This window comes from Polaribacter reichenbachii (assembly GCF_001975665.1).
Taxonomy (GTDB): Bacteria; Bacteroidota; Bacteroidia; order Flavobacteriales; family Flavobacteriaceae; genus Polaribacter; species Polaribacter reichenbachii.
On record NZ_CP019419.1, the window covers coordinates 339,468 to 360,377 of the forward strand.

At 32.3% G+C, this 20,910-nt stretch carries 20 protein-coding genes; 8 read left to right on the forward strand and 12 right to left on the reverse strand.

Annotation, left to right across the window (positions count from 1 at the left end; all coding sequences use genetic code 11):
* Positions 1 to 10 precede the first annotated feature (10 nt).
* From rplP to rpsL, 12 genes are all read right to left on the reverse strand, one after another.
* Positions 11 to 442 carry a 50S ribosomal protein L16 gene (gene rplP, locus BW723_RS01535; protein ID WP_068363304.1) on the reverse strand — a complete coding sequence of 144 codons (432 nt, stop codon included), beginning with the start codon at positions 440 to 442 and terminating at the stop codon, positions 11 to 13.
* A 22-nt stretch (positions 443 to 464) separates the two neighbouring features.
* Positions 465 to 1,181, reverse strand: a complete 717-nt coding sequence (gene rpsC / locus BW723_RS01540) for a 30S ribosomal protein S3 (RefSeq protein ID WP_068363302.1) — start codon at positions 1,179 to 1,181, stop codon at positions 465 to 467.
* Positions 1,182 to 1,192: 11 nt separating this feature from the next.
* The gene (gene rplV, locus BW723_RS01545) at positions 1,193 to 1,597 is read right to left on the reverse strand and encodes a 50S ribosomal protein L22 (protein WP_068363299.1); all 405 of its coding nucleotides are present in this window, start codon (positions 1,595 to 1,597) and stop codon (positions 1,193 to 1,195) included.
* 6 nt (positions 1,598 to 1,603) lie between these two features.
* Positions 1,604 to 1,882, reverse strand: a complete 279-nt coding sequence (gene rpsS / locus BW723_RS01550; RefSeq protein WP_015482224.1) for a 30S ribosomal protein S19 — start codon at positions 1,880 to 1,882, stop codon at positions 1,604 to 1,606.
* Positions 1,883 to 1,888: 6 nt separating this feature from the next.
* On the reverse strand, positions 1,889 to 2,713 hold the full coding sequence (gene rplB / locus BW723_RS01555) for a 50S ribosomal protein L2 (RefSeq protein WP_068363297.1): 825 nt from the start codon (positions 2,711 to 2,713) through the stop codon (positions 1,889 to 1,891).
* An 11-nt stretch (positions 2,714 to 2,724) separates the two neighbouring features.
* Complete coding sequence (rplW, locus tag BW723_RS01560; protein ID WP_068363293.1) at positions 2,725 to 3,015, reverse strand: 50S ribosomal protein L23; 291 nt, start codon at positions 3,013 to 3,015, stop codon at positions 2,725 to 2,727.
* Positions 3,016 to 3,019: 4 nt separating this feature from the next.
* Entirely contained in the window at positions 3,020 to 3,649 is a 630-nt protein-coding gene (gene rplD / locus BW723_RS01565; RefSeq protein ID WP_068363288.1) for a 50S ribosomal protein L4, read from the reverse strand.
* A complete protein-coding gene (gene rplC / locus BW723_RS01570; protein ID WP_068363286.1) occupies positions 3,649 to 4,266 on the reverse strand; it encodes a 50S ribosomal protein L3 in 618 nt (205 codons plus the stop codon). Before rplC ends, rplD begins: the two co-directional genes overlap by 1 nt.
* A gap of 294 nt (positions 4,267 to 4,560) precedes the next feature.
* Positions 4,561 to 4,866 (reverse strand): 30S ribosomal protein S10, encoded by a 306-nt coding sequence (gene rpsJ / locus BW723_RS01575; protein ID WP_068363283.1) that lies wholly within the window; start codon positions 4,864 to 4,866, stop codon positions 4,561 to 4,563.
* Positions 4,867 to 4,884: 18 nt separating this feature from the next.
* Complete coding sequence (fusA, locus tag BW723_RS01580; RefSeq protein ID WP_068363276.1) at positions 4,885 to 7,002, reverse strand: elongation factor G; 2,118 nt, start codon at positions 7,000 to 7,002, stop codon at positions 4,885 to 4,887.
* Positions 7,003 to 7,007: 5 nt separating this feature from the next.
* Entirely contained in the window at positions 7,008 to 7,487 is a 480-nt protein-coding gene (gene rpsG, locus BW723_RS01585; protein ID WP_068363273.1) for a 30S ribosomal protein S7, read from the reverse strand.
* A gap of 27 nt (positions 7,488 to 7,514) precedes the next feature.
* The gene (rpsL, locus tag BW723_RS01590; RefSeq protein ID WP_018943587.1) at positions 7,515 to 7,889 is read right to left on the reverse strand and encodes a 30S ribosomal protein S12; all 375 of its coding nucleotides are present in this window, start codon (positions 7,887 to 7,889) and stop codon (positions 7,515 to 7,517) included.
* Between the two features lie 175 nt (positions 7,890 to 8,064).
* Between rpsL and BW723_RS01595 the strand changes: the two genes are divergently transcribed.
* The 8 genes from BW723_RS01595 (at position 8,065) to rlmB (ending at position 20,858) form a co-directional block, all read left to right on the forward strand.
* Entirely contained in the window at positions 8,065 to 8,691 is a 627-nt protein-coding gene (locus BW723_RS01595) for a hypothetical protein (RefSeq protein ID WP_076686303.1), read from the forward strand.
* Between the two features lie 107 nt (positions 8,692 to 8,798).
* Positions 8,799 to 9,716, forward strand: coding sequence for a ShlB/FhaC/HecB family hemolysin secretion/activation protein (locus BW723_RS01600; RefSeq protein ID WP_157578327.1), 918 nt, complete (start codon positions 8,799 to 8,801; stop codon positions 9,714 to 9,716).
* Positions 9,717 to 9,853: 137 nt separating this feature from the next.
* Positions 9,854 to 13,018 (forward strand): SusC/RagA family TonB-linked outer membrane protein, encoded by a 3,165-nt coding sequence (locus BW723_RS01605; protein WP_068363266.1) that lies wholly within the window; start codon positions 9,854 to 9,856, stop codon positions 13,016 to 13,018.
* An 11-nt stretch (positions 13,019 to 13,029) separates the two neighbouring features.
* Complete coding sequence (locus tag BW723_RS01610) at positions 13,030 to 14,484, forward strand: SusD/RagB family nutrient-binding outer membrane lipoprotein (RefSeq protein WP_068363261.1); 1,455 nt, start codon at positions 13,030 to 13,032, stop codon at positions 14,482 to 14,484.
* Positions 14,485 to 14,745: 261 nt separating this feature from the next.
* Positions 14,746 to 17,844 (forward strand): SusC/RagA family TonB-linked outer membrane protein, encoded by a 3,099-nt coding sequence (locus BW723_RS01615; protein WP_068363258.1) that lies wholly within the window; start codon positions 14,746 to 14,748, stop codon positions 17,842 to 17,844.
* A 12-nt stretch (positions 17,845 to 17,856) separates the two neighbouring features.
* Positions 17,857 to 19,314: a RagB/SusD family nutrient uptake outer membrane protein gene (locus tag BW723_RS01620; protein ID WP_068363255.1), complete on the forward strand. Its 1,458-nt coding sequence runs from the start codon at positions 17,857 to 17,859 to the stop codon at positions 19,312 to 19,314.
* 24 nt (positions 19,315 to 19,338) lie between these two features.
* Positions 19,339 to 20,034, forward strand: coding sequence for a hypothetical protein (locus BW723_RS01625; protein ID WP_068363252.1), 696 nt, complete (start codon positions 19,339 to 19,341; stop codon positions 20,032 to 20,034).
* An 80-nt stretch (positions 20,035 to 20,114) separates the two neighbouring features.
* Positions 20,115 to 20,858: a 23S rRNA (guanosine(2251)-2'-O)-methyltransferase RlmB gene (gene rlmB, locus BW723_RS01630; RefSeq protein ID WP_068363249.1), complete on the forward strand. Its 744-nt coding sequence runs from the start codon at positions 20,115 to 20,117 to the stop codon at positions 20,856 to 20,858.
* The last annotated feature ends 52 nt before the right edge of the window (positions 20,859 to 20,910 follow it).

The following is a 20,910-nucleotide window of genomic DNA, read 5'->3' on the forward strand; positions in this document are numbered from 1 at the left end:
TTATTTAGAATTATGCGTTAATATCAAAATCTCTTGCTATTACAAACTTCGTTTTTACTGGAAGTTTCTGAGCTGCTAAACGTAAAGCTTCTTTTGCTACGTGCATTGGTACACCACCAACTTCAAACAAAATTCTACCTGGCTTAATAACTGCAACAAAATGATCTGGTGCTCCTTTACCCTTACCCATACGTACCTCTAAAGGTTTTTTGGTAATAGGTTTATCTGGAAATATTTTAATCCATAATTGACCTTCTCTTTTCATATGACGAGTTGCTGCAATACGAGCTGCCTCTATCTGACGAGAAGTTAATAAGTTCTGATCTATGGATTTAATACCAAACATCCCATTAGAAAGTTGATTTCCTCTTTGAGAATTACCAGACATATTTCCCTTGCCTTTCTGTACCTTACGGTATTTTACTCTTTTTGGCTGTAACATTTTTAATTTCTAATTTTAAAAATTATTTTCTTCTACGAGGTCCACGTTTAGATCTGTCACCACCTTTACCACCTTGCTTTTTAGACAAGCCAACTAATGGAGATAATTCTCTTTTACCATAAACTTCACCCTTCATGATCCATACTTTTATACCTAATCTTCCATAAGTAGTATGAGCCTCTACAAGTGCATAATCAATATCAGCTCTAAAAGTAGATAGAGGAATTCTACCTTCTTTAAAATGTTCTGAACGCGCCATCTCTGCACCATTTAAACGACCTGAAATTTGGATTTTAATCCCTTCAGCATTCATTCTCATTGTTGCTTGAATAGCCATTTTGATAGCTCTCTTATAAGAAATTCTATTTTCAATTTGACGTGCTACACTAGTTGCAACTAATTTTGCATCTAATTCTGGACGTTTAATTTCAAAAATATTAATTTGAACTTCTTTACCAGTAATTTTCTTAAGCTCTTCTTTTAACTTGTCTACCTCTTGACCTCCTTTACCAATAATGATACCTGGACGTGCAGTAGTGATAGTAACGGTTACAAGTTTAAGTGTACGCTCTATAATTACTCTAGAAACACTTGCTTTAGATAACCTAGCATTAATATACTTTCTTATCTTATCATCTTCAGCAATTTTATCTCCGTAGTCATTTCCACCATACCAGTTAGATTCCCAACCTCTGATGATTCCTAAACGATTTCCTATTGGATTAGTTTTTTGTCCCATTTCTACTTTGATTAATTACTTAAATTTTTGCTACCTAACTCTAAAGTAACGTGATTAGAACGCTTACGAATTCTATGAGCACGACCTTGTGGAGCTGGTCTTAATCTTTTTAACATTCCTGCGCTATCTACACAAATAGATTTCACATATAAACCTGCGTCTTCTATAGTTGCATCTTCATTTTTAGCTTGCCAGTTTGCAATTGCAGACAATAACAATTTTTCTAAATTAATAGATGCTTCTTTAGGGCTAAACTTTAAGATTTGTAAAGCTTTTTCAACTTCTACTCCTCTTACTTGATCTGCTACTAAACGCATTTTTCTTGGTGATGTAGGACAGTTAGTAAGCTTAGCGAAAGCACGTTGCTTTCTATCTGCTTTTAACTGATCTGCCATATTTTTTTTACGAACTCCCATTTCCTACTATTTTTTTCCTTTATTTTTTGCACCAGCGTGTCCTCTAAAAGAACGAGTTGGTGAAAATTCGCCTAATTTATGCCCTACCATGTTTTCTGTAACATATACTGGTACAAACTGACGTCCATTATGAACAGCAATAGTTTGTCCTACAAAATCTGGAGTAATCATACTTGCTCTAGACCAAGTTTTGATTACAGTTTTGTTACCAGCTTCTACATTAGCTAACACTTTTTTCTCTAACTTATAGTGAACGTAAGGTCCTTTTTTTAATGATCTTGCCATAACTTATTATTTCTTTCTACGTTCTATAATATACTTATTACTAGCTTTAGTCTTAGACCTAGTTTTAAATCCTTTAGCAGGAATACCATTTCTAGATCTTGGATGACCTCCAGAAGAACGTCCTTCACCACCACCCATTGGGTGATCGACTGGATTCATTCTTACAGCGTTAACTCTTGGTCTTCTACCTAACCATCTTCTTCTACCTGCTTTACCAGATACTAATAATTGATGATCTGAGTTAGATACAACTCCTATAGTAGCAGAACAAGTTAAAAGAATTAATCTTGTTTCACCAGAAGGTAACTTAACTGTTGCATATTTACCATCTCTTGCCATTAATTGAGCAAAAGAACCAGCAGAACGAGCCATAACAGCTCCTTGACCTGGGTGTAATTCTATACAAGAAATTGTAGTTCCTAAAGGAATTTCACTTAAAGGCATAGCATTTCCAATTTCTGGAGAAACACCACTACCTGATACAATAGTCTGACCTACTTTTAAACCGTTCTGAGCAATTACATAACGTTTTTCACCATCAGCATAACTAAGTAAAGCAATAAATGCAGTACGATTCGGATCGTACTCTATAGTTTTAACCGTTGCAGGCATATCATTCTTATCTCTTTTAAAATCGATAATACGATATCTTTGTTTATGACCTCCTCCAATATTACGAGTTGTCATTCTACCTTGATTGTTTCGACCTCCAGATCTTTTTTTCGGTGCCAATAATGACTTTTCCGGCTTATCAGTTGTTATGGTGTCGAACCCATTTACAACTCTAAAACGCTGACCTGGTGTTATTGGTTTTAATTTTCTAACTGACATTCTGTCTTTTCTTAAAGATTGTTATAAAAATCAATACTTTCTCCTTCTGCTAACTGCACAATCGCTTTTTTATATCCACTCTTAACACCAGTTACTAAACCTTTTTTAGTAAACTTAGTATTTCTTTGAATAGGATAATTTAAAGTTTTTACGCTTGATATAGAAACTCCATAAGTTGCTTCAACAGCATCTTTAATTTCTATTTTATTAGCTTTTTTATCTACTACAAATGTATAACGATTATATAATTCACTATCGTTTGTAGCTTTTTCCGTAATAATAGGTTTAATTAAAATACTCATATCCCTATTTGCTTAAATTTGAGTTAATTCCTTCTAAAGAACTTTCAGTAATAACAACTTTATTAGCATTTAAAACACCATAAGTATTAATTTCTGAAGCTTTTACTACTTTAGAATTTTTTAAATTACGTGATGATAAATACACATTTGCATTATCATTACCTAAAACAAATAAAGATTTTTTAGTATCTAATTCTAATGCTTTTAAAACATCTACAAAGTTCTTAGTCTTTGGAGTCTCAAAATTTAAATCTTCGATTACTACTAAATTCTTATCATTTGCTTGAATACTTAAAGCAGACTTACGTGCTAAACGCTTTAAATTCTTATTCAATTTAAAAGAATAATTTCTTGGTCTTGGCCCGAACATACGACCTCCACCTCTAAAAACACCAGACTTGATAGAACCTGCTCTTGCAGTACCAGTTCCTTTTTGTTTTTTAATCTTTCTTGTAGAACCAGTTATTTCTGCTCTTTCTTTAGATTTATGAGTTCCCTGACGTTGGTTAGCCAAGTATTGTTTAACATCTAAATAAATTGCATGATCATTAGGCTCAATACCAAATACATCATTAGAAAGCTCAACCTTTCTACCTGTATCTTTTCCTGTAATATCTAAAACTGCTAATTCCATTATTTCTGAATAGTTACAAAAGCATTTTTGTGTCCAGGAATAGCTCCTTTAACAACAAGTAAGTTCTTTTCAGCAACTACTTTTAATACCTTTAAGTTTTGTACTTTCACTTTTTCTCCACCCATTCTACCTGCCATACGCATTCCTTTGAATACTCTTGCAGGATAAGAAGCAGCACCAATTGAACCAGGAGCTCTTAAACGGTTATGCTGACCGTGAGTTGCTTGACCAACTCCACCAAAACCGTGACGTTTTACAACACCTTGAAAACCTTTACCTTTAGACAAACCTGATACATCAACGAATTCGCCTTCTTCAAAATGATCTACTGTAATAGCATCTCCTAATTTATACTCCTCTTCAAACCCTTGGAATTCAACGACTTTTTTCTTAGCAGTGGTGCCAGCTTTTTTAAAGTGACCATCTAACGCTTTGTTAGAACTCTTCGCCTTTTTGTCATCGAAACCAAGTTGCAACGCATTGTATCCGTCAACCTCTTCGGTTCTGACTTGGGTAACAACGCAAGGACCCGCTTCGATTACTGTACAAGGAATATTCTTCCCATTTTCGTCGAATAAGCTGGTCATTCCAATTTTTCTACCTATTAACCCAGACATTTAGTTAAAATTTTAGACGATAGATATTTATCCAGCGCGTCTATTATTAATAATTATTTGTTTTGAAACAATTGTTTCACTCTTAATCCATCAAATTCCACTTAAAAAAAAACAGCGCAAACAAATTCAACGCTGATTTTGTTTTTCCGTTTTTCCTTCGCGAAACGCTCTGGACATGTGACTATTATTGATTTTTTACATCAAAAAATAGTGTACCCTACTGTATTTCGGGTTGCAAAAGTATAAAAAACTTTCGGTTTAACAAAATTAAACCGAAAGTTAATATTCTAATACTTAAACTTTAATCTCAACTTCAACACCACTTGGTAACTCAAGCTTCATTAAAGCATCAATAGTTTTCGAAGAAGAACTATAAATGTCTAACAATCTTTTGTAAGCAGCTAATTGAAATTGCTCTCTAGATTTTTTGTTTACGTGTGGAGAACGTAAAACTGTAAAAATCTTTTTATGTGTTGGTAAAGGTATTGGTCCGTTTACAACAGCACCTGTACTTTTTACTGTCTTTACGATTTTCTCAGCAGATTTATCTACTAAATTATAATCGTAAGACTTTAATTTTATTCTAATTTTTTGACTCATCTTATATTATTTAGTCGATTAACCTTTAGATTTTGCGATTACTTCTTCAGATACATTTGAAGGAGTTTCAGCATAATGTGAAAATTCCATTGTAGAAGTTGCTCTACCAGAAGACATAGTTCTTAAAGCAGTAACATAACCGAACATTTCTGATAACGGTACTAATGCTTTTACAACTTTAGACCCATTACGATCACTCATATCGTTAACTTGTCCTCTTCTTCTATTTAAATCTCCAACAATATCTCCCATATTCTCCTCAGGAGTTAAAACTTCTAACTTCATCAAAGGCTCCATAATTTTAGCTTTAGCAGCTTTTGCAGCAGCTTTATAACCTAATTTTGCAGCTAACTCAAAAGATAATTGATCAGAATCCACTGCGTGGAAAGAACCATCTTTTAAAGTTACTTTCATTGAATCCATTTCGTATCCAGCTAAAGGACCATTCTTCATTGCTTCTTTGAATCCTTTCTCTACAGAAGGCACAAATTCTCTAGGAACGTTACCACCTTTAATAATAGACTCAAATTGTAAACCTTGAACACCTTCATCTGCTGGCTCCATTGTAAATACAATATCAGCAAATTTACCACGACCACCAGATTGTTTCTTATAAACTTCTCTATGATCTGCAGCAGCTGTAATAGCTTCTTTATATTCTACTTGAGGTTGACCTTGGTTAACTTCAACTTTAAATTCACGCTTTAAACGATCTACAATTACATCTAAATGTAATTCTCCCATTCCAGAGATAATAGTTTGTCCAGAAGCTTCGTCAGAACGAACTGTAAAAGTAGGATCTTCTTCTGCTAATTTACCTAAACCAATACCTAATCTATCAACATCTGCTTTCGTTTTAGGCTCAACAGCAATACCAATTACTGGATCTGGGAAATCCATAGACTCTAATACAATTGGATGCTTTTCATCAGTTAAAGTATCTCCTGTTTTAATAGATTTAAAACCTACAGCAGCACCAATATCTCCAGCTTCGATATAATCAATTGCATTTTGCTTGTTAGCGTGCATTTGATAAATACGAGAAATACGTTCTTTTTTAGCTGAACGATTGTTTAACACATAAGAACCTGCATCTAAACGACCTGAGTAAGCTCTAAAAAATGCTAAACGGCCTACAAAAGGATCAGTTGCAATTTTAAAAGCTAAAGCAGCAAAAGGCTCCTTTACATCAGGCTTACGTAATTCTTCTAAACCAGTATCAGGATTTGTACCCACAATGCCTTCTTTATCTGTAGGAGATGGTAAATAACGACAAACAGCATCTAATAAGAACTGAACACCTTTATTTTTAAACGCAGACCCACAAATCATAGGAATGATAGCCATATCCATTACAGCAGCTCTAAGTGCGGCATGCACTTCTTCTTCTGTAATTGAATCTTCATCTTCCATAAATTTTTCTAAAAGATTCTCATCATAACTTGCTACTTCTTCAATTAAAAGTGCACGATACTTACGAGCCTCTTCTTTCATATCCTCAGGAATATCGATAACATCGAATGTTGCTCCTTGAGTTTCATCATGCCATACAATAGCACGATTCTTTACTAAATCAATAACACCTTTAAACTCATCTTCGTCACCAATGTTTAAAACGATTGGCACCGCGTTTGATTTTAACATATCTTTTACTTGTTGACAAACACCTAAAAAGTCTGAACCTTGACGATCCATTTTGTTAACAAAACCAATTCTTGGCACTTTATAGTTATCTGCAAGTCTCCAGTTAGTTTCAGATTGTGGCTCTACACCATCAACAGCTGAAAATAAGAAAACTAAACCATCTAATACACGTAAAGATCTATTTACTTCTACAGTAAAATCAACGTGACCAGGAGTATCAATTATATTAAAGTGATATCCTTTAGTATCTGGTGTTTTTGCTCCATTTTCAATTGGAAATTCCCACGTACAAGTTGTAGCAGCAGAAGTAATTGTAATACCTCTTTCTTGCTCTTGCTCCATCCAGTCCATAGTTGCTGCACCATCATGAACTTCTCCAATTTTATGAGAAACACCTGTATAATACAAAATACGTTCTGTAGTTGTAGTTTTACCAGCATCAATATGTGCTGCAATTCCAATATTACGAGTAAATTTTAAATTTCTAGCCATTATTATTAAAATCTAAAGTGTGAGAATGCTTTATTGGCTTCTGCCATTTTATGTGTATCTACTCTTTTCTTAACAGCAGCTCCTTCTTCCTTAGCCGCAGCTAAAATCTCAGCAGCTAAACGCTGTGCCATAGTTTTTTCGTTTCTCTTACGAGTATACAAAATCATCCATTTAATTGCCATAGACACTTTTCTATCTGGTCTAATTTGCATTGGAATTTGAAATGTTGCACCACCTACTCTACGAGATCTTACTTCTACGTGAGGCATTACATTAGATAAACCTTCTTTCCAAATTTCTAAGGCTGTTTTTTCTTCTCCTTCACCTTTTCTTTCTTCTACGATATCCATTGCATCATAAAATACCTTAAACGCTACTGACTTCTTACCACTCCACATCAAGTTATTCACAAAACGCGTTACTAACTGATCATTAAACTTTGGATCTGGTAATAAGACTCTTTTTTTTGCTGCTCTTTTTCTCATGTCTTTACATTAAAAAAGTTACTAATTTTACTTTTTTGGGCGTTTTGCACCATACTTAGACCTACGTTGAGTTCTTCCCTCAACACCTGCTGTATCTAATGCTCCACGTACCACGTGATATTTAACACCTGGTAAATCTTTTACCCTTCCACCTCTAACTAATACTATCGAGTGCTCTTGTAAGTTATGTCCTTCACCTGGAATGTATGCATTTATCTCATTACCATTTGTTAATCTAACTCTAGCAACTTTACGCATTGCTGAATTAGGTTTCTTTGGTGTTGTAGTATAAACACGAGTACAAACTCCACGTCTTTGAGGACAAGACGACAAAGCAGCCGATTTACTCTTCTTAGTTATTTTGGTTCTTCCTTTACGAACTAATTGTTGAATAGTTGGCATACTAAATAATTACTGTTTTTCGTTTATAATTAAACTTTGCTCTTTTTTAAGAGTGCGCAAATGTACGATTAATTTCTAATTATTCAAATATCAGTGAGTTATTTTTTGTTAATCATTTTTTATTCGTAGTTTTTTATGATTTTAAATTACATTTGAATCACATATTTAATTCAGATTGAAAAGAAACCCAACCACATACTTACTAACTATTTTTGCTTTATTATTAGTGAATACAACTTTGGCACAAGATTTATCACTCAAAATTACTTCTCTAAAAAAAAGCGAGCAATCTGTAATTGAAAAAATAGAATATCAAAAAAAACATAATGATTCTGTTTCAATTATTAATGAAGTAAATAGAATTTCTAATTATTTGAAAAACATTGGATACTTCACAAACACTATAGATAGTATCAAAAAAGAAAAATCTAACTATTCTGTTTACATTTCTTTAAAAAACAAAATTACACAAGCTATTTTAAATACATCTCATATTACAGATCTTACATTAAGTAATATTGAAATTATTGATAAAAAAATTTCAATCTCTATAAATGAATTAGAGACTTCACTTTCTAATATTTCTATGAACCTAGAAAAGCAAGGCAAATCCTTTTCGAAAGTTCGATTAAAAGATGTTGTAATAAAAAAAAATATTCTATATGCAGATTTGAATATTTATCAATCTAAAAAAAGAATCATTAACAAAATAATTATTAAAGGGTATGAAGATTTCCCAAAATCATATTTAAAAAATTATTTTAACATAAAACCAAACACTGTTTTTAATCAAAAAAAATAAAACAAATTTCTGACTACTCAAAAAACCTAGATTTTATAGAAGAAATAAAATCGCCTGAAGTATTATTTACAAAAGATTCTACCTTAATATATATGTATCTTAAAAAATTGCAAAATAACAGTTTTGATGGTATTGTAAATTTTGCATCAAAAGAAGATGGTGGTGTTTTATTTAATGGAAACCTAGACCTCAAACTAAATAACATTTTAAACACTGGTGAAAAATTTGAGCTATTTTGGAATCGCATTGGCAATGAGAGAGAAGAATTTACACTTAGTTCAGAAACACCTTATATTTTCAATTCTAAATTTACACCATTTGTATCATTATCAATTTACAAACAAGATTCAACTTTTCTAAACACCAAATTTGATTCAAAATTATCTTATAACATCAACTCTAAAATTAAAATTGCTGCAACATATAACTCTGAATCATCCGATAATTTAGAAGAATCAATAAACAACAATGTAGCAACATTTAACAACAACTTCTTTGGATTACAATTCAGTTATAATATCCCTAAAAATGATTATTTCTTTAACAACAAGTTTTCACTAGAAATTAATCCGACTTTTGGAACAAGAAAGCACAACAATACAAACACTAATCAATTTAAGATAGAAGCATCTACCTCTTATATTTGGGACATAAACAGACGGAACAGTTTCTTTGTAAAAAACGTTTCAGGACATTTAAACTCTACTACTTATTTAGATAACGAAATTTTTAGAATCGGAGGATCTAATTCACTAAGAGGTTTTAACGAACAAAGTATTTTTACAAATAGTTACTCCTATTTTAATTTAGAATTAAGACACCTCAACTCAAACACTTCATACTTTTATAGTATCACAGACTATGGAATTCTAAAAGATAATAAATTATTAGGTTTAGGGTTAGGATATCGATTTAAAAAAAACAATTCCATATTTAACTTAAACACAGTAATTGGTAATAGTTTAAATGACAGTTTTAAATTAAAGAATCCTCAACTAAATGTCAATTGGAAGACATTTTTTTAAATTTAAATTATCATTTACTTATTTTTAACTAATTATTTTTACCATTTTAACATTTTTAACATTTTTTTCATAATTTTTTATTGTTAGTTTATTTTATTTTTTCATATTTGACTTAACTAATTCAAATTAAATAAATAATGAAAACAACGTTTAAAGAAATTTTAACACTATTACTAGTGTTAGTTGTGCACACAAAAATACTTGCACAAGAAAAAACAGTTTCTGGAACAGTATCTGAAGAAACTGGTCCCTTACCTAGCGTAAGTGTTTCTATAAAAGGAACCGGAAAGGGTACTGAAACAGATTTTGATGGTAAATTTACTATTATAGCTAAACCAGGAGATATCTTGAGTTTTAGTTATGTTGGCTACAAAACTATTGAAAAGACTATAGGCAGCTCTTCCATTATTAATGTTACAATGATTGAAGACTCTAGTGTACTAGAAGAAATTGTAGTTACTGCCTATGGTATTAAAAGAGAAAAGAAATCCATAGGTTACGCTCAGCAAACCGTAAAAGGTGATGCAATTGGTAAAGCCCGTGAAATGGATATTTCTAATTCTATAGCTGGTAAAATATCTGGTGTACAAATAGTTGGTAATAATAGTTCTACTTTTGGAACTTCGGAAATTAAGCTTCGTGGTGAAGACAATGTACTTTATGTTGTAGATGGTATTAGAATAACAGATATAACAGATATTAACCCAGACAATGTTGCTTCTATGTCTGTTTTAAAAGGTGGTTCTGCAACAGCTCTTTATGGACCAGATGGAGTAAATGGTGTTGTAGTAATTACAACTAAAAAAGGAGAAAAAGGTAAAGCTACGTTTCAAATTAACCACGCTACATCATTTAATACTGTAACTAATTTACCAGAATATCAAAATGAATATGGTGGTGGATACTCTCAAACCTTCAATACATTTTCATACGACCCTACAATAGACCCTGTTTCTTGGGCTGCATTTGATGGTCAAAAAATAGTAGAATATTATGCTGATGAAAGCTGGGGACCTAAATTAGATGGTACTCTAGTACGTCATTGGGATTCTTGGATTGAAGATAGCCCAGAATTTGGACAACTTAGAGCTTGGAGCCCTACACCTAATGATGTAGACCATTTTTTTTCTACAGGAATCACAAACAATACTACTTTTTCTTTTTCTAAAGCAGACGAAGATTATAGTATTAGAACATCTCTTACTTATATAGATCAAGAAGGTGTTGTACCTAACTCAAAACAAGAAACAACAAGAGCTTTAATTAATACAAGTTATAAAATAAGCGACAAATTTGAAATTTTTGGTAATTTAAATTACGAAAGCAGAGGACGTTTAAATAATCCAGACCAAAACTATGGTAATTTAGGCTCGAACTTTAACCAATGGTGGCAAAGACAATTAGATTTTAGCAAATTAAGAGAATACGAACTTAATGGACAAGTATATTCTTGGAATATAAAAGGCGTAAGAGATACTGCACCTCTATATTGGGATATGCCTTATTTTGAATCTTATGAAAACATAAGAAATGATGACAAAACATCTTTCTTTGGAAAAATTGGAGGAACATATACCTTTAACGATAAGTTAAGTGTTTTGGTTGAAGGACGTAGCACTTTTAACTCATATTTTAGTGATGATAGAGGTACAACCAAAAGTCAACTAGTAACACCTTTTTACACAGAATACACATCTAGAAGAAAAAGAAATGAAGTTTTTGGTATGTTAACATATACAGACGAATATTTAAATGGCAACATTGATATAACTGCTAATATTGGTGCAGAAACAACAGATTATTTTTTTAGAAGTATAGATTCTGATACTTCAGGAGGATTAACTATTCCTGATTTTTACAACTTAGCAGGTTCTAAAGATGCTGTTACCACAACTTCATATACTTCTGAATGGAAATCAAGAGGACTATTTACAAAAGTCTCATTAGGCTATAAAGATTTAGCTTATTTAGATGGCTCATATAGATTTGACTGGAGATCAACTGCAAACCCAGATAACAACAGAGTAGACACTTACGGAGTTTCTGGTAGTTTCTTAGCCCACAAAATAATACCCAAAAATGATATATTAACTTTCGCAAAAGCAAGAGTAGGTATTTCTACTTCTCCATTATTTCCAACTGTTTATCAAATCTCTGCTGTTTACGATGTTTCTGATCCTTTATATCAAGGCGAAGGAACAATGCTGGTAGATGACACACAAGCTAACTCTGAACTAACAGGAGGATTAAGAGAAGAAATGGAAATTGGTACAGAATTAAATTTATTTAATAATAGAATTTCATTAGACTTTACATATTTTAATAGAAAAGACAAAGAAATACCAGTAAGTGTAGACTTAGACGGCGCTACTGGATACTCAAATACTTACGTTAACGCAGGACAAACTACATCTAAAGGTGTTGAAATAGGTATTTTTGGAGATGTAATAAAAAAAGAAGACTTTACCTTTGAATTGGGTGTAAATTTTGCAACTTTAAGTAAAACTGTAGATGCAATTTATGGAGACATACAAGCAAGAGATTTAAGCACCTATACTACTAGCATGAGACTGCAAGAAAGAGTTGGTGAAGAATGGGGCTTATTTTACGGTACTGGTTTTGCATTAGATGAAAATGGAAACCGAATAATTAACGAAAGTAATGGTAGTTATTCTTACGCCCTACAAAACAACAAAAAACTTGGTTCACTATTACCTGACTTTACAGGAGGTTTAACAACAAACTTTACTTACAAAAACTTTAACCTAAGCCTTGGGTTTGATTTTCAAGTTGGAGGTCAATATTACTCAAGAACAGACAGATACTATATACACTCTGGTCTTTCTCCAGAAACAGCAGGTTTAAACGATAAAGGAAACCCAAAAAGAGATGCTGTTGCAGATGGAGGTGGAGTACATATAGTTGGGGTTTTACAAACAGGTACAGATGCAGAAGGAAATCCAATATCAGATGGTACAGTTGTAGACACGTACTATGATGCTCAAAGCTGGTATGGATTAGGTAACATTGGATTAGTATATGAAAACAACTTATATGATGCCTCTTATGCAAAATTGAGAACAATCAGACTAAATTATAATTTTGACAAATCAATAGCAGAAAAATTCAAATTAGATTCAGCTTCTATTAGTGTTTTTGCTAACAATGTTTGGCTAATTTATTCAGATCTACCTTGGGTAGATCCATCTGAGTTAGAAAAAAGATCTGGCTACAACTGGGCTGAAAATGGCACTTTACCAAGTACAAGAAACATAGGTTTAAACCTAAAATTAACATTTTAAAAATTAATAAAATGAAAAAAACAATAAAAATATTAACACTATTTATATTTTCTCTAACCATTTTCAATTCTTGTGACACAGTTGACTTTGGCGATATAAATGACAATCCTAATGGACCAACAGCTCCAATTACCTCTCAATTATTAACATCCGCACAATCTTCTGTACCTTCCTTAATTACAGATGTAACAGGCATATGCTATGTACAACATATTACAGAAGGCCAATACCCAGGACCATCTAGATATCAAACAACACAATTTTCTTATGATAGTTGGTACGTTGGACCAATTCAAAATTTAAACAAAATTATTGAAGTAAATGAAGATCCTGAGCAAGCTGAATCTGTTGGAGCTTATGGAAATAATGATAATCAAATTGCTGTTTCTAAAATCTTAAGAGCCTATTTCTTGAATTATATGACAGACAGATGGGGTTATTTACCTTGGACAGAAGCTTTTCAAGGAGTACAAGGAACACAGCCAAAATTTGATTCTCAAGAATTCTTATATAATTATATTTTTGATGAATTAAATGACGCACTAGGAAGAATTAATTCAGGTGCAGGACCTTCAGGAGATGTTATGTTTAGTGGAGATATGGATAAATGGGCAACTTTTGCTAATACTTTAAAATTAGTACTAGCATTAAGAGTATCTGATGTAGATGCTGATTTAGCAAAAACAAATTTTGAATCTGCAATAGCATCAGGAAAAGTAATTTCTTCTAATGCTAACAATGTTGTATTTACATTTGGCTCTGATGATAATAGTGATAATCCTTGGGAAGATAGATTTGAAAGCAGAGAAGATTATATAATGTCAGAAACTTTAATGGAAGAGTTACGTTCGGAATTAGACCCTAGAATATTTAAATATTCACAACCTTCAAGAACTGGTTCAACTTCAAGTCCAGCTTTCCCTGGAGACATAGATGAAAAATATGTAGGCGGCCCAAATGGAAAGGTAAATGGTAATGTTCCTGATTATTCATTTATCTCAGGTACTGTAATTGATGACCAAACATATCAAATACCAATGTTTACTTATGCTCAAGTTAAATTTTCATTAGCAGAAGTTTCATTAAGATTCCCGACCTGGAATTTTGGAAGCGGCACTACAGCTTCATTATTTCAAGAAGGTATAGAAGCATCTATGGAACAATGGGAAGTTGACACTGCAGATATTACAGACTATGTAGCATCACATACAAGTTCTACTATTACAGACATTGCATACGAAAAATGGGTAGCTTTATTTTTAAATGGACCAGAAGCTTGGGCAGAATGGAGAAGACTTGATGCACCAACACTAACTCCATCAATCTATGCCACTGATCAAAGAATACCAGTAAGACACGGATATGACACCTCTATACAAGACAATAATGCAGAAAATTATGCAACTGCAGTTGCCGAACAAGGACCAGATACAAACCATACAAAACTATGGTGGGATATAAATTAAAACCTCATAAAAATTAATTAAAAGCACTTCTATAGAAGTGCTTTTTTATTTTAAAATAACTCATCAAATTGATAGAAAAAAACTAAAAAAAACAGAAAAACAATATTATAATTAGTTAAAAAATAAATTTGACATTATTAACAGAACTTTATTGATATATTAACATTAATTAACAAACTCTTGGTTTTTTTTTGTTAAATAATTGTTTTTTTAAGTTTAATTTAAGACTTTTGGCACTAATTAATTCAAATAATTATACAAATGAAGACAAAGTTTAATGGAATTTTAACGCTTTTTTTAGCGTTAGTGGTGCAAATTTCTTTTGCGCAAGAAAAAACTGTTTCTGGAACTGTTTCTGATGATTCAGGTGCTTTACCAGGAGTAAGTATTTTAATTAAAGGTACCAATAAAGGTACTGATACAGATTTTGACGGTAAGTATACTATTAAAGCTAACACAGGTGATGTTTTAGTTTTTAGTTACCTTGGTTATGAATCTGTTGAAAAAACAGTTGGATCTAAAAGCACTATTAATGTTACTCTTACAGAGGGTGGTGAAATTTTAGATGAAATTGTAATTACAGGGGTTGCAGGTGCAACTAGCAGAAAGAAATTATCTGTAACTGTAAATAAAATTAGTGAAAAAGATTTAGAGAACATTCCTACTACTTCTGCAGCTAATGCATTACAAGGAAAAGTAGCTGGGGTTACTGTAACAAACTTTGGTCAACCTGGTCAAGGAGCAACAATTCAATTAAGAGGTGCTACAAACATTTTTGGTAGCCAATCTCCTTTAGTAATTGTAGATGGTGTTATTGTTGAAAACGGATTACAGGATATTAACTCAGATGATATTGCATCTTACGAAGTTGTAAAAGGAGCTTCTGCTTCTGCATTATATGGTTCTAGAGCAGGTAATGGTGTAATTGTAATTACCACTAAAAAAGGTAAAGTTGGTAAAATGCAAGTTACTTTAAAAAGTGAAGTAGGTATTTCAAAACTTAATAGTTTTATTGAGTTAAATAACTCTCACCACTATCAGTTAGCTTCAGATTGGCAAAGTGCACAAGGTGTTTACACTAAGTATGCGGGTGTAACTTACCCAAGTAACTATAATGGTTCTAATTACCAAAATGTTTCAGGTGCTAGATTAGAAGAAGATGACAGAATTGCTGATAATCCTTATGGAGTTTATTACAACAACCAAGACCAATTCTTCGACTCTGGTATCAACAAAAACTTGTATGCTTCAGTATCTACAGCAACAGAAAGTTCAAATTTATTTTTATCTATTGAAAAAAACAATGTAGCAGGTATTTTAAAGAATACAGGTGGTTATGAAAGAAATGGAGTAAGACTTAATGGAGAATTTAAAGTTAATGAATGGTTAAAAATTAGTTCTAGAAACCATTTTGTACGTTCTTTTGACAACACTCCCGGGGGTGGAACTGGTGTTTTCTTTGCTGTTTCTGTAATGGATCCAGATGTAAATTTAAATGCCCCTAACCCTGATGGTCAACCGTATTTATACGCCCCTAACACTTGGGCTTCTACAGTTACAAATCCATTATATCCATTATATGCAAATCCTGAAAACAGAAACGATGTTAAATTTTCTAGTGCACTATTAACAAACATTAAATTTACAGATTGGTTAAATTTGGATGTGGAGTATGCTATTGAATCTGTAGATAGTAGATTTAAAGATTACACTCCAACAACTACTTATACAGGTGGAGGAACAAGAGCCGATTTATTTGCAACTTACTCAACAGGTAATTATTATACAGATTCTTACAGAAATACTTCTCAGAAATTACAAACAACACTTAATTTTAGAGAAAACTTTGGTGAAGATTTAACACTTACAGGTAAACTAAGTTATTTATTAGAGAATTCTGATTACGAATGGAATTCTGCACAAGGTATCAATGCTGTTGCAGGTGGTAGAACAATATCTTTAGACAACTACACAGATACTTTTATCAGTTCTAATGAAGAAAATGCTGTAACAAACAATTACTTTGCTATTTTAGGAATCGATTATAAAGACAGATATATTTTTGATGGTATGTATCGTATTGACCAGTCTTCATTATTTGGTGAAAACCACAGAACAAATGACTATTTTAGAGCATCTGCTGCTTACCGTATCTCTAAAGATGTAGATATTCCTGGTATTCAAGAATTAAAAGTACACGCTGCCTATGGTACAGCAGGTCAAAGACCTCAATACGATTGGCAATACACTAGAAGAAATATTAGTAATGGTATACCTTCTACGTCTCAAACAGTTGGTAACCCAGATTTAAGACCATCTACAACAACAGAAAAAGAATTTGGTTTAAATGTTGACTTTTTAGATAGATTTTCTTTTGAGGGTGTCTACTCTAATGCAAAAACTGAGGATCAATTTATGCTAGTAGATTTATTTGCACCATCTAGTGCAGGTTCAGATCAATTCCAAAATATTGGTACTGTAGAATTCAATACTATAGAACTTGTTTTAGATGCAAAAATCATTAACACTGCAGATTTTAAATGGAATACTGGTGTAGTATTCTCTACAACAACTAATGAGGTAACTCAATTAAATATTAGCCCTAGAATAGAAGGGCCAACTGACGGTGAAATTTTTAGATTAGAAGAAGGTGTAGAATTTGGTACTATGTATGGTAGAGATTTTGTAAGAAGTTTAGATCAAATGGCTACTCAATTACCTACAGGAATGGCTATTAGCGATTATGTAGTTAACGCAGATGGTGTTGTTGTAGAAGCTTCTACTATTGGTACTGTATATGAAAGTGCAATTTTAAAAGAAAATGCAGATGGTTCTACTTGGGTAGGAGATGTTGGTAATTCTACTGCAGACTTTAACATCGGTTTAAGAAACACGATATCTTATAAAGGTTTTGATTTCTATATGCTTTGGGACTGGAAACAAGGAGGAGACCTATATAATAGAAATGGTCAATGGTTAACTAGAGATAATAGACATGCTATGATTGACCAAAGTGGAAAAGCTGCTGGTGAGCAAAAAACAGTAAATTATTATCAAAGTTTATATGATGTAAATCAAAATAATGGTTTTTGGGTAGAAGATGCTAGTTTTGTAAAATTAAGAGAAGCTTCAATTTTTTACACATTAGATAGTGATAAATTAAAAAATGTTGCTAACGGTTTCTTTAATTCTTTAAGAATTGGTTTAACAGGTAATAATCTATTAACATTTACAGATTACTCTGGTTGGGATCCTGAAGTACAGCTTTATGATGGAGATACTTTCCAATATTATGCAGTAGACTATGGTGTATATCCTGTAAGTACATCTTATACATTATCAGTAACATTAAAATTTTAAATTTTTAGAAAAATGAAAAAAATAAATTTATATATAATGCTAGTTTTCACAATTGTTTTTGCAAGTTGTGAAGATTTAAGCACAGACGTAGCAGTTGATTATACAGAAAATCCTACTTCTGAAGAACTAGCTACTTACGTAGCTGCAAATACCTTTTTTCAGAATTGGTATAATACTGTAAATTCATACAACGGACCAGGTTTAGCCTTAGTCGGTATGGCTGATGCAGGAACTTGTTCTTGGGGTAACCAAGGAATGAGAGATACTTCTAGCGAACCAAGAGTTGCATGGAATAATGAAACTACTTATGGTAATGCAATAGCAACTACTACTTATTTTAACTCTTTATACAATAACATTAATGATATTAATGCTTTAATGGCTAAAACTATAGCTGATGGTGATTTTCCAGATGACCCCTCACCTAGAAGAACAGAATCTATAACAAGATTTTCTCAAGCAGCAACTATGGGTGCTGTAGCTTTAGTTTTTGATCAAGTATGGTTAAAAGATGAAACAGGACCTTTAAACGAAGGGGAGTCTGTAACTCCACAAGAAGCATTAACTTATTGCCTAGAAAAAATAGACTTAGCAATTGCAATTGCTGAAAGTAATAGTTTTGAAATTACTAGTACATTTATAAACGGGCAAACTTTAACTAGTGCTCAATGGGCACAATTTTTAAACACTTTTGCTGCGAGATTAATGGTAAATATGCCAAGAAATGCAACACAAAGAGCTGCTGTAGATTGGGCTAAAGTACTATCTTACACTAACAAAGGGTTAACTTATGATTTAAACGTTGCTTCTGATGGTTGGAATACTTGGTATACAGAATGGGTTTACTATCAAATTTATCCAGGTTGGGGTAGAACTGACATGAGAGTTATTAATATGTTAGACCCTAATACACCTGATTATTTTACTGAAGCTTCAGGCGTTTACCCAGAAAGTTCAAGTGATGATAGTAGATTAGCTTCAGATTTTGAATATTTAACAAGTCAAGATTTTATTGCTTCAAGAGGGGTTTACCACTACTCTACTTATAGACATTCAAGATTTGACGCTCAAGCACATGGATCTACCTGGACAGGTGCAACACCAGAAATGTTAAAAGCAGAAAATGACTTATATAAAGCAGAAGCTCAATTAAGAACAGGTGATTTAGCTGGTGCAGCAGCCACAATTAACGCAGGTAGCAGATCTTTAAGAGGTAATTTACCTGCTATTGGAGCAACTGCAACTGAAATAGAAGATGCAATACACTATGAAAGAATTATTGAATTAATGAATTCTGGTATGGGATTAGCATTCTTCGAAATGAGAGGTAAAGATTTATTACAAGCTGGTACTCCATTACATTTCCCTGTTCCTGGTGAAGTATTACAATCTGGAGGTTTCGAAATATACACATTTGGAGGAACTACAGGTGTAGCTGGTGAAGATTATTCAACTGGTGGTTGGAGATAATAAAATAAATAAAATATATAAATTATGAAGATTAATAAATTTTTAAATATAAAATCATTAGCAATTTTAGCATTAAGTTTAGTTATGTTAGTTGCTTGTAATGATGACGATGACTTGGGAACTGATGCTGACAAAATAGTTGCAAAAATATTTGACTTTACTGGACCTACACTAGTAAATTTAGATGAAGTTATAGAATTTTCTGTATCACCAAGATCTGGATCGACTTTTGTATGGGAAGTTACTGGTGCAGAAATGCAAGTTATTGAAGGTGCTACACACAAAATTAATGTGAACTATAACCAAATTGGTTTGGCAACAATTTCTGTTTATGAAGTAACAATAAATGGTAAAACCTCTGAAACTTCTACTCAAAATGTTGATGTTTTACAACTATGTGATTGGAGTGTAGAAATGAACGATACTTATAAAGATAATTGGAATGGAGCTGAATTACAAATTACTTTTGATGGAGCTGTTGATTTACCACCAGTTGTAATGGCTTTAACTAATGATGATGCTGGTTATAAATTAGAGAATTTTTCAGCACCTGTCGGTTATGAGATGACAGTAACATTTGTGTCTGGAGATTATGATAATGAAATATATTATACGATATTTGATGGTTCTGGAAATGAAGTATATAGTGTAGGCGATAACACTTACACAATAACACCTCCTGCAGGTGTTATTTATACAACGACAGTAGTTTGCCCATAATCTATTGTTATATTAATAATTTTAAAAACCACCTCAAAAAGAGGTGGTTTTTTTATTATATAATACCTTACATTTGCAATATGACTACAGAAACTACAAACATATTTGGTATTAGAGCCATAATAGAAGCTATAGAAAGTGGCTCTACTATAAATAAAGTGTATTTACAAAAAGGTTTAAGAGGAAATCTTTATTACGAATTAGATAAACTCATCAAACAAAATAAGATTGCAACGAGTACAGTTCCTGTTGAAAAGCTTAATCGTTTATCTAAAAACAGCAATCATCAAGGCGCAGTTGCACAAATTTCTCCAGTAGAATTTTATGATTTAGAAAAACTTATAGAATCTACTTTAGATAAAGGAGAAACTCCATTATTTTTATTATTAGATCAACTATCTGATGTTCGTAACTTTGGTGCAATTATTAGAACTGCAGAATGCACAGGTGTTAATGGAATTATTATCCAAAAAAATGGTAGTGCACCAGTAAACGCAGAAACTATAAAAACTTCTGCAGGTGCCGCTTTTAAAATGCCAATTTGTAAAGTAGATCATATAAAAGATGCATTATTTCTATTACAAGCATCAGAAATTAAAACTGTAGCAGCAACCGAAAAAACAGAAGATTCTATTTTTGATATTGATTTCAAGCAGCCCATAGCTATTGTTATGGGTTCTGAACACAGAGGTGTAAATCCGTCAATATTAAAAATGGTAGATTACAAAGCCAAACTACCTCTTTTAGGTGAAATAGCTTCTTTAAATGTATCTGTAGCTTGTGGTGCTTTCTTATACGAAACTGTAAGACAAAGATTACAATAAGCAAAAAAGAGCTATTTATATATAATCATTTGCATTCGTATATTTATTTTTT